Below are 10,001 nucleotides of genomic sequence, written 5' to 3' on the forward strand. Positions count from 1 at the left end.
TGCGCACGGCATCCTGAGCATCGAGGGAAACCTCAGTTGTTCTGTGCTGCCGCAGCAACGCCCCTCCATGGCGCACGCATCCGGAACATCCACACATGAAGGAGCCCCCCATGTACGCCGCCCTCCTGTCGGCACTTGCGTCCAACGACTTCGCCACGCAGGCGATCATGTCGCTCAGCAGCATCTGGGGCTGGGGCGGCTGAGCGACGGACTATCGGCGGCGCCGCGGACGCACTGCGTCCGTGGCGCCGTTCGCACTACCGTGAACGATGTGAGCAAGGTCCCCATCGTGAGCAGTCGATCCCGGTGGTTGCCCGCGTACCTCGCCCTGGTCGTCATCACGTCGATCGCCACCGGTGTGGCGTCCTGGCTGTTGCTGCCCCGACCCGAGCTCGGACCGCTCCTGCTGCTGTGCCTCATGGGCATCCTGAGCTTCCAGATCCGCGAGCCCGACGTCGGACTGCGCATCAGCTTCTCGTTTCTCTCGATCATCCTGCTGGCCTCCGCCGCCATCGTGGGCACGTTCGGTGCCTGGTTGGTGGGCAGCGTCTCGATGCTCATCGACAGGCGACAGCGACGATGGACCGCGACGATGTTCAACGCCGCCATGAGCGGGATCGTCGGGGCGGCCGGAGCCCTGGTCTACGCGATGCTCGGCGGCGTCGAGGGGAGCGGGACGGTCGGCATGAGCACGGCAGAGCTCGCCCGAGCCCTCGGGTGGCCGCTCCTCGCCGCTGACGTGGTGGCGTGCCTGCTGAACGCCGCCCTGCTGTCCGGTGTCATCCACTTCGACCAGGGCATCCCCTTCGGCGTCCAGCTCCGACGGGTGCTGAGTGGGTCCGGGGTGGCCTTCGTGGGCTACGGGATCATCGGGCTGCTCTTCGTCATCCTCTGGTTCCCGGCCGGGCTCGGCCCGTTCAGCGCGCTCCTGGTCCTCGCTCCTCTGCTCGCGGCCAGGTGGGCCTTCATCCAGTACGGCGAGGAGCTGCGCTCGCACGAACGGACCATCGACACCCTCGTCACCGCCCTCGGGACCAAGGAGCCGGCCGCCGTGGACCGGAGCCGGCGAGCCGCGGTCCTCGCCGAGTGGATCGCCGAGGAGCTCGGCCTCCCTCCCGGCCAGATCGGCACGGTGCGCTACGCGGCGACCCTGCACGAGATCGGTCACCTGGGTGTCGCCACACGGCTGCTGCGCCGGTCACCGGCGTCGCTGAGCCCCACCGAGCGGCGCGTCATCGACGGCCACTGCGTCGTCGGGGCCCGGATGATCGAGGGCATCGACTTCCTCGAGGACGCGAGGTCGGGCATCCGTCACCAGCACGAGCGTTTCGACGGAGGCGGTCGACCCGACGGCCGCGCGGGCCATGACATCCCCATCGCCGCGCGCATCGTCGCCGTCACGTCCGCGATCGACGACGCCGGTCGCGCCCCCGATGCGGCACCCCTGCTGTCCGTCGCCGACGTCGCCCGCCGACTGCGGTCCGACGCGGGTCGCTTCGACCCCGACGTCGTCTCGGCCGCCATCGTCTCCCTGGACAAGCACGGATGGCCGGCGTCCTCGCCGGCCGAGGTGGCGTCGTGAACGGCGCGTTGCGCCGGGAGCCGGTGGCCGCCGTCTTCGGGCTCCTGGGCCTGCTCGCCTCGGTCTTCGTCGCGATCCGGAGCGGCGACGTCCCCTCCCTCCACGACTCCGGGACGATCTGGGTCGTCGCGGTCTTCGCCGTCACGATCGTGCTCGGCGAGTGGTTCCACATCTCGGCGCCCGGCTTCCGCGGTGCGGCGCCCATCGCGATGGCAGCCGCCTTCGGACTGGCCCTCACCACGGAGCTCCCGGGCCGGGTGCACGTCCCCTACGGCGCCCCGTTCGCGCTCGCGGTGACGGCGACGGCGATGGCGCTCGGGACGACGGTGCGCGTCGCGGCCCGTCGCGACACGAGCCTCGTCGACGCGGGCGGGCGCTTCGTGGCCATCGTCGTGGCGGCGCTCGTCTACCGGGTGGCGGTGCTGGGCCAGAGCCCGGGTTCGCCGCTCCGCGAGGCGGTGGCCGAACCGTGGGAGCAAGCAGTCCTGCTCCTCGGGATCTGCCTGCTGGCCCTCGTGACCGACGCGCTCTTCACGTCCGTCGTGCGCGGCCTGTCGGCCCGAGCCAACGTCCGTCGGACGTTCGTCGAGGAGTTCCGATCGTCGTTCGCGCTGTCCATCGCGGTCGCGGTGACGGGTGTCCTCATCGCGCTCGCCGCCCCACCCCTCGGCATCGCGGCCCTGCCGCTCTTCCTCATCCCGCTCGTCCTCACGCTCTTCGCCTTCCGTCGCTACGTCAGCATCCGCGCCACCTACCTCCAGAGCATCCGGACGCTCTCACGCCTCACCGACGCGGCCGGCTACACCCCGTCCGGCCACTCCGAGCGCGTGGCCGCGCTGTCGGTGCAGGTGGGGCGCGAGCTGGGGCTGTCGGAGCGCGAGCTGCTCGACCTCGAGTACGCCGCGCTGCTCCACGACATCGGACAGGTGGCCCTCGTCGAGCCGATCCCCGGTGGCGCCACGGTGCTCGCGGCGCCCGCCGACCAGCGGCGCATCGAGGCCGACACGGTCGCCATCGTGCGCGAGACCGGAGTCTTCGAGGGGGTCGCACAGATCCTCGAGCACCAGACGACGCCCTACCGTCAGGTGCGCGAGCTGGGCGAGGAGATCCCACTGTCGAGCCGCATCGTCAAGGTCGTCAACGCCTACGAGGACCTCACGGCGGGAGCCCGCAGCGCCCGCGCCCGCGAGGCCGCCGTCGAGCGGATCTACCTCGGCCTCGGCTACGAGTACGACCCCCGCGTCGTCGACGCGCTCCTCAAGTCGCTCGACGCCGCGCCCGCCGGAGCCTGAGAGAGCCGTCACACCCGACCGGGGGCCTTGGGCCGGTCGGTGCCGTCGTGCCATGATGACGACTTCGGGCAACCCCCGTCGCGAGAACGAAACCCGCAGGCCAGACCCCCGGCACTGTCCACCAGTGAGGGCGCCTGCCCTCTTCGTCTCCATGCGAACGAGGTGTTCCAGCATGAGTGCGTTGCCCACCAGCCAGCTCTTCGACCCCAGCGACCCGGTCTTCCGGGTCCACGTGGGCGGGAAGCTCGGGGTACACGCCACGTCGGACCTGCGCGACGCGGCCGACCTCTCCCTCCTCTACACGCCGGGTGTCGCGCAGGTCTCGCGCGCCATCGCAGCCGACCCCACGCTCGCCGCGGTCTACACGAGCCGACGCAACACCGTCGCCGTCGTCAGCGACGGCACGGCGGTCCTCGGGCTCGGGGACGTCGGACCCCTGGCCGCGATGCCCGTCATGGAAGGCAAGGCGGTGCTCTTCAAGCACTTCGCCGACGTCGACGCGGTCCCGGTGTGCATGGAGACGGGCACCGTCGAGGAGATCGTGGACGCGGTCGCGCGGATCGCCCCGACCTACGGCGGCATCAACCTCGAGGACATCTCGGCGCCGCGGTGCTTCGAGATCGAGCGACGCCTCCAGGCCCGTCTCGACATCCCCGTCTTCCACGACGATCAGCACGGCACGGCCATCGTGGCCCTGGCCGCGCTGCTCAACGCGGTCCGGGTCGTCGACAAGGACCTCGACGACCTCACCGTCGTCGTCTCGGGAGCGGGTGCCGCGGGTGTGGCCGTGAGCCGCATCCTCGTGTCGGCCGGCGTGGGCGTCGTCGTCGTCGTCGACTCCCGAGGCGTGCTCGGGCCCGACCGCGACGACCTCGTCTCCCACAAGCAGCAGCTCCGGGACGTGACCAACCGGCGCGGCGTGACCGGCGACATCGGTGACGCGCTCACGGGGGCCGACGTCCTCATCGGCGTCTCCGGGGGCACGGTCGCCGAGCGCGACCTCATGAGGATGGCGCCACGCGCGATCATCTTCGCGCTCGCCAACCCCGACCCGGAGGTGCACCCTGTCGTGGCCGCACGGTTCGCCGAGGTGGTCGCGACCGGCCGCTCCGACTTCCCGAACCAGATCAACAACGTGCTCGCCTTCCCGGGGATCTTCCGCGGCGCGCTCGACTCCGGGGCTCGTCGGATCACCGAGGAGATGAAGCTGGCAGCGGCGCACGCCATCGCCGGACTCGTCGACGCGCCCACGGCCGACCGGATCGTGCCGAGCGTGTTCGACGATCGCGTGGCGCCCGCCGTCGCCGACGCCGTTTCCGCCCGGGCCCTCGGGGGAGTGCGCTAGTCCGACCGGTCGACGCTCGCGGTGCCTCAGGCGCCGGGAGCGTCGTCGTCCGCAGGGTCGGTGAGTCCTCGGGCCGCCAGCGCCTCACCGGTCGAGCGGGCGAAGGCGACGACGTGCACGACGGTCGGCACCACGACGGCTCGTGGGTCCCGGTCGAGCCCTCGGGCGCGCGCCGACTCGCGGACGCTGGAGAACGACCCGGCGACCCAGGGCACGGAGCGCACGACGACGCCGAGGGTGAGCGCCACGACCTCGGGGTCGACGAGGCGACGCAGCGGCCGGGCCGCCCGCACCACGCCGTCGAGCAGGTCGGTCACCGGAGTCGTCGCCGTGAGGATGCCGGCCGCGACGAAGGCGTTGACGATGCCGAGGACGACCCGGACGGCATACGCGAGGTCGTGGGACCACCACTGGAAGGCCAGCAGCACGACGAGCACCGGCAGGAGGCCGCGCATCGACCGCGCGAGGCGGCGGGCCGGAAGGCGCGCCGCCAGCACGACCCCTGCGAGCGCGAGCGTCATCAGCGCCAGCGGCCACACGGACTGCGTGACCCAGGGCATCACGCCGACACCGAGAACGCCGACCAGCTTGAGCCACAAGGGCATTTGGTGCACGACCGAGGTGCCGGGAACGTGGGCGGTGAACAGGCCCGGACCGTTCACGGCGCGTCGGCCAGTGCCATGTAGTGCTGCACCGCCGTCGCCGGATCGCCGTCGAAGACGACGCGTCCGGCGTCGACGACGAGCGACCGGTCTGCGGCGAGGGCTAGGTCGAGGTCGTGGGTCGCGACGACGACGGACTGGGGCAGCGTGTCGAGCAGGGCGCGGAGGCGGATGGTGTTGCGCCGGTCGAGGAGGGTCGTCGGCTCGTCGAGGACGAGCAGCCCCGGCTCCGTCGCGAGGACGACCGCGAGGGCCATGAGCTGGCGCTCGCCGCCCGACAGGTCGTAGACGCTCTGGTCGGCGAGGTGGGCCAGCCCGAAGCGGTCGAGCACCTGCTCGGCGGCGGTCCTGCGCTCGCTCCGTGACCGGTGCAGCCGTCGCAGGGACAGCTCGACGTCCTCACGGCCGGTCGGCATGACGAGCTGCGAGATCGGGTCGGTGAACGCGAAGGCCACGCGGCGGCGCACCCGCGCCCCGTGGCGCACGGTGTCGAGGCCGTCGACCGTGACCGTGCCCGCCGTCGGGGTGACGAGACCGTTGAGCAGCCTGAGCAGAGTCGACTTGCCCGACCCGTTGGCGCCGATGACCGTCACCCTGGGCTGCGTCAGGACGAGGTCGACGGGCCCGAGGATGGTGCGCGTCCGGTGCCCCGGTGAGTTGTCGGTGGGGACCGTGACCGTCGCGCCGTCGAGGCGGACCTCCGTCACGGACGGGTCACGCGAGCGGGCGGCGCAGGCGGCGCGGGCGCGCGAGGACGTCCGGGAAGGCGCGGTGCACCGCGACCGCTGCGACGACGGCCACGACGTCCTTGGCCAGGTCGCCCGGGAGGAAGGGCAGGTCGGCGCTGATCGCGGCCGACAGCGGCAGCCTGAGGTTGACCATGAGCCCCACGACGCCGAGGACGTGGACGACCGCCACGGTCGTGGCGAAGGAGGCGACGAGCAGCAGGGGGACCCAGAGGGACCGGCTGGTGGCTCGGACCACGATCCGAGCCGCCATGCCGACGACCGCGGCCGCGACGAGGAACGACACGAGGTAGCCGGCGGTCGGTCCGCTCAGCACCTGCAGTCCGGACTGGCCGCGGCTGAAGACCGGCAGCCCGACGAAGCCCAGCAGCAGGTAGAGCAGCACGGCGAGCCCGCCGCGCAGCGGTCCGAGCACGAGCCCGGTGAGCATCACGGCGAGGGTCTGGAGGGTGACCGGCACGCCGAACCCGCCGACGGGGATGCCGGGCACGACCGCGGCCGCGACGAGGAGCGCCGTGAAGACGGCGACGAGGGCGACCGACTGCGCGTCGACGCCCCGGCGTCCGACACCGGCGACAGCGTCCCTCTCGCCGGCCGCCGTGGCGGTGGTGCGCTCTCGCGTCGCCGTTGCCGTTGCCGTTGCCGTCGCCGTCGCCGTTGCCGTTGCCGTCGCCGTCGCGGTCAGCGCGTCCTGGGGCTCGCGGCGCACGGGGGTGTTGTCGGTCACGGGCAGGACCCTACCGGGGCGCCGCTCGACCTCCGGTCACTATGGTGCTGGAATGCTCGCTGCCTACGCCGCCGGTCAGTCCGCCTCCGACCCGCTCTCCGGCCTCGTCGTCGGGGAGCGTCCCGACCCGGAGGTCAGGCCCGGCTGGACCGTCGTCGACCTGCGCGCCGCCGCGCTCAACCACCACGACGTGTGGTCCCTGCGCGGGGTGGGTCTCGCGCCGGACCGGCTGCCCATGGTCCTCGGCTGCGACGGTGCCGGCGTCGACCCCGACGGCAACGAGGTCATCGTCCACGCCGTCATCCCGTCGGAGGGGTGGCGCGGGGACGAGACCCTCGACCCGCGGCGCACACTCCTGTCCGAGCTGCACGACGGGACGCTCGCCGAGAAGGTGCTCGTGCCGGCCGGCAACGTCGTGCCCAAGCCCGAGTCGATGGCGTGGGAGACGGCCGCGTGCCTCTCGACGGCGTGGCTCACGGCCTACCGCATGCTCTTCACCAACTCCGGCGTGCAGCCGGGCGGCACGGTGCTCGTGCAGGGCGCCGGCGGCGGCGTCGCCACCGCGCTCATCCAGCTCGGCTCGGCCGCGGGCTACCGGATGTGGGCCACGTCGCGCGACGAGGCCCGTGGCCGGCGGGCCCTGGAGATCGGGGCAGACCGCGTCTTCGCCTCGGGCGAGCGCCTGCCCGACCGCGTCGACGCGGTCATGGAGACGGTCGGCGCCGCCACGTGGTCGCACTCGGTCAACTCCCTCCGTCCCGGAGGCACGGTCGTCATCTCCGGTGCGACGTCGGGCGACGCCCCCGCCAAGGCCGAGCTGACGAAGATCTTCTTCAAGCAGCTGCGCGTCGTCGGCTCGACGATGGGCACCCGCGAGGAGCTCGCCCAGCTGGCCCGCCTCGTCGAGCAGCGCGGCATCGAGCCGGTGGTCGACTCGGTCCTGCCGCTCGCCGAGGCGCGCGACGGCTTCGCCCGGATGGTCGACGGCGACGTCTTCGGCAAGGTCGTCTTCACGGTCGGCTGAGGCACCAGGCGCCGGGGGCCGTCCCGACGGCTCAGGCCGGGTGCGTGCCCGAGACGTGGACGACCACCGAGAGCCCGTCGGGTGACGGGGGTGCGACGTCGGCGACCAGCCACTCGCACCACAGCGCGGCGCGCAGCCGGGTGACGAGCTGCCCGAGCTCGTAGGGGCTGTCGGCCCCGAGAGTGACGGAGAGACGCCCGACGTCGGCGGTGCCCGACTCGACGCCGTGCATCGCCGCGCGGACCGCGCGCGAGACCGCCTCGAGGCGGGTGTCTGCGCCCGCGGGGGCCACGCCGACCGCCACGGCCGCGGGGGTGCCCGGCTCGATCCCCAGCGCGGCGCGTACGGCCTCGACCCGGCCGTAGCCGAACCAGTCGCCGGGCCCGGTCCGCACGAGGTCGCGCCCTCGCGGATGGGACTCGAGGGGCTCGTCGACGAGGATCCCGGACAGGCCGCGCAGGACCGCGGCGGGGACGGCGGACACCTTGCCCTTGGCGAGGTCGGCCGCTGCCGCGATCTCGTCGGCGACGGCGCGGGTCGTCACCTCGAGCGGCTTGCCGTCGGCGTCGCTGCCGCCACGCAGGTCGTCGAGGACACGTAGGCCGTGGGCCCCGAGCGCGAAGTCGACCTGGCCGACGCGCCAGGCGCGCCCGGCCGTGTCGCTTAGCACGACGCCGACCCGGACCCCGTGCCGCTCGACGAGGGCGTCGTGGACCTGCTCGCAGACGCCGTCGGGGTCGTGGGGGAGGAGCAGCCAGCCACCGCGGGCCCCGGTGTTGGAGCCGTCGACGCCGGCCGCGGCCATGATCGGGCCGGCCTTCGCGCGGACGATCTGCGTCACGCGGTCGCCGACGGAGCGCTCGGCGACGACGTACTCGGTCTCGCCACGCACGACGCGGTCCTTGTCGGGGTCGTGCGTCACGAGGCCGAGCGCCTTGCTCGCGATCTTGCTCGAGACGACGACGACGTCGCCGTCGAGCAGGCGCACGCCCGCGTGGTCGAGTCCGACCTGCAGCACGTCGGCGAGGTCGTCCCCCTCGCACACCTCGGGTATGCCCGTGAGCGGGGTGATCGTGATCGGTGCGGTCACGCCGGTGCCCGCTCGGCGCGCAGCCGCAGGCCGAGGTCGAGCGCGGCGCCGGCCATGTCGGCGGCCGCCTCGACCGAGCTCATGAGCAGCGGGCGGCGCACGACCTCGAGGCCGCGGCGCTCCGGCATGGGGTCGTCCTCGTCGACGAGCCAGCCGTCGAGGAAGTCCGCGTAGAGCCCGGCGACGCCGGCGCTCGACTCCTCGACGCCGATGGTGCGCAGGCACACGTCGGCGTGGCCGCGCACGGGACGGCCCCCGACGAGCGGGGAGACCCCGACGACGGGCGCCCGGGTACCGCGCAGGGCGTCGCGGACCCCCGGGACCCCGAGGATGATGCCGATCGAGACGACGGGGTTGCTCGGCGGCAGGATGACGACGTCGGCCTCGCGGATCGCGTCGAGGACGCCCGGCGCCGGCGTGGCGCGGTCGAGACCGGCCACGACGAAGCGGTCGGCCGCCAGCTCGGCGCGGTGGCGCACCCACCACTCCTGGAAGTGGATCGCGCGCTGCTCGCCGTCCTGCTCGACGACGACGTGGGTCTCCACCGGGGTGTCGGTCATCGGCAGGAGGCGGACCCCGAGCTCACCGAGCCCCCAGCGGGCGGAGAGGCGGTCGACGACCGCGCTCAGCGGCATACCCTGGCCGAGCAACTGTGAGCGGTAGACGTGGGTGCCGAAGTCCTTGTCGCCGAGCGTGAACCACTGCGGCTCGGCGCCGAGGGCGGCGAGCTCCGCGGCGAGGTGGTGCGACTCGTCGGCGCGTCCCCAGCCCTGGCCCTCGTGGATGCCGCCGCCGAGCGTGTAGAGCAGCGTGTCGATGTCCGGGCACACGCGCAGCCCGAAGAGCGTGATGTCGTCGCCGGTGTTGCCGATGACGGTGAGCTCGAGCGGATCCGTGGGATCGGAATCGGGGACCAGCGGGTAGGTCAGTCGGGCGTGGTGGAGCAGGCCCCGGAGGAACCGGGCGCCGCCGACTCCTCCGGCCAGGGCGGTGATGCGCATGCGCCGATCCTCTCAGCAGGCTGTCCCCGTCACGTCGTTCGGGGTCGGCCCCGGCATTTCGAACCTGCGAATATCACCAACGGGCTTGACGTGGGGCATATGACACGCATGTAATTTCATTGTTGTATTCGGTCGGGGTTGGATCACTGGGATGAATGGACGTATTTGTCCAGAACCTCCGGAGAACGGTGCCGCTCGGTGCGACAGTGCTGACACAAAGTGCAGTCAGGGTCGAGGAGGGGTCATGCACGAGTTGATGGTGGTTTGGTCGGACACGGGCGAGCAGGAGGGTGAGCTCTCCTGGCAGGAGCGTTCGCTCTGCGCCCAGACCGACCCGGAGGCGTTCTTCCCCGAGAAGGGCGGCTCCACGCGCGAGGCCAAGAAGGTCTGCGTGGGTTGCGAGGTGCGGTCCGAGTGCCTCGAGTACGCCCTGTCCAATGACGAGAGATTCGGCATCTGGGGCGGACTGTCCGAGCGAGAGCGCCGCAAGCTGAAGAAGCGCGCGGTCTGATCGTGAGGTTCCACCCCGGCA

General features: G+C 72.6%; 10 protein-coding genes. 5 read left to right on the forward strand and 5 right to left on the reverse strand.

The genetic code is table 11. The annotated features are described in order from the left end of the window. Positions 1 to 289 precede the first annotated feature (289 nt). The 3 genes from ASD90_RS06985 (at position 290) to ASD90_RS06995 (ending at position 4,219) form a co-directional block, all read left to right on the forward strand. Entirely contained in the window at positions 290 to 1,582 is a 1,293-nt protein-coding gene (locus tag ASD90_RS06985; protein ID WP_235506410.1) for an HD-GYP domain-containing protein, read from the forward strand. After that, positions 1,579 to 2,874 carry an HD-GYP domain-containing protein gene (locus ASD90_RS06990; RefSeq protein ID WP_235506411.1) on the forward strand — a complete coding sequence of 432 codons (1,296 nt, stop codon included), beginning with the start codon at positions 1,579 to 1,581 and terminating at the stop codon, positions 2,872 to 2,874. Before ASD90_RS06985 ends, ASD90_RS06990 begins: the two co-directional genes overlap by 4 nt. A gap of 172 nt (positions 2,875 to 3,046) precedes the next feature. Further along, positions 3,047 to 4,219, forward strand: a complete 1,173-nt coding sequence (locus ASD90_RS06995; protein WP_056753269.1) for an NADP-dependent malic enzyme — start codon at positions 3,047 to 3,049, stop codon at positions 4,217 to 4,219. Between the two features lie 26 nt (positions 4,220 to 4,245). Here ASD90_RS06995 and ASD90_RS07000 read toward each other — a convergent pair whose 3' ends face one another. Genes ASD90_RS07000 through ASD90_RS07010 form a run of 3 tightly spaced genes read right to left on the reverse strand, consistent with a single transcriptional unit; the run spans position 4,246 to position 6,354 of the window. Beyond that, complete coding sequence (locus ASD90_RS07000; RefSeq protein ID WP_082588523.1) at positions 4,246 to 4,881, reverse strand: energy-coupling factor transporter transmembrane protein EcfT; 636 nt, start codon at positions 4,879 to 4,881, stop codon at positions 4,246 to 4,248. Further along, positions 4,878 to 5,588, reverse strand: a complete 711-nt coding sequence (locus tag ASD90_RS07005; RefSeq protein ID WP_056753272.1) for an energy-coupling factor ABC transporter ATP-binding protein — start codon at positions 5,586 to 5,588, stop codon at positions 4,878 to 4,880. Before ASD90_RS07005 ends, ASD90_RS07000 begins: the two co-directional genes overlap by 4 nt. Positions 5,589 to 5,595: 7 nt before the next feature. After that, complete coding sequence (locus tag ASD90_RS07010; protein WP_056753276.1) at positions 5,596 to 6,354, reverse strand: biotin transporter BioY; 759 nt, start codon at positions 6,352 to 6,354, stop codon at positions 5,596 to 5,598. A gap of 52 nt (positions 6,355 to 6,406) precedes the next feature. Here ASD90_RS07010 and ASD90_RS07015 point away from each other — a divergent pair, with 52 nt between their 5' ends. Then, positions 6,407 to 7,378, forward strand: a complete 972-nt coding sequence (locus ASD90_RS07015; protein WP_056753278.1) for a zinc-binding dehydrogenase — start codon at positions 6,407 to 6,409, stop codon at positions 7,376 to 7,378. Positions 7,379 to 7,409: 31 nt separating this feature from the next. Here ASD90_RS07015 and ASD90_RS07020 read toward each other — a convergent pair whose 3' ends face one another. Both ASD90_RS07020 and cofD read right to left on the reverse strand, forming a co-directional pair. After that, complete coding sequence (locus tag ASD90_RS07020; RefSeq protein WP_056753279.1) at positions 7,410 to 8,468, reverse strand: coenzyme F420-0:L-glutamate ligase; 1,059 nt, start codon at positions 8,466 to 8,468, stop codon at positions 7,410 to 7,412. Further along, complete coding sequence (gene cofD, locus ASD90_RS07025) at positions 8,465 to 9,469, reverse strand: 2-phospho-L-lactate transferase (RefSeq protein WP_056753280.1); 1,005 nt, start codon at positions 9,467 to 9,469, stop codon at positions 8,465 to 8,467. The genes ASD90_RS07020 and cofD overlap by 4 nt, the downstream gene beginning before the upstream one ends. Before the next feature lie 244 nt (positions 9,470 to 9,713). On the opposite strand from cofD, the gene ASD90_RS07030 reads away from it, so the two are divergent. Further along, positions 9,714 to 9,980: a WhiB family transcriptional regulator gene (locus tag ASD90_RS07030; protein ID WP_020143018.1), complete on the forward strand. Its 267-nt coding sequence runs from the start codon at positions 9,714 to 9,716 to the stop codon at positions 9,978 to 9,980. Positions 9,981 to 10,001 lie beyond the last annotated feature (21 nt).

Origin of the sequence: Terrabacter sp. Root181 (genome assembly GCF_001428505.1) — a bacterium.
Classification (GTDB): Bacteria; Actinomycetota; Actinomycetes; order Actinomycetales; family Dermatophilaceae; genus Terrabacter.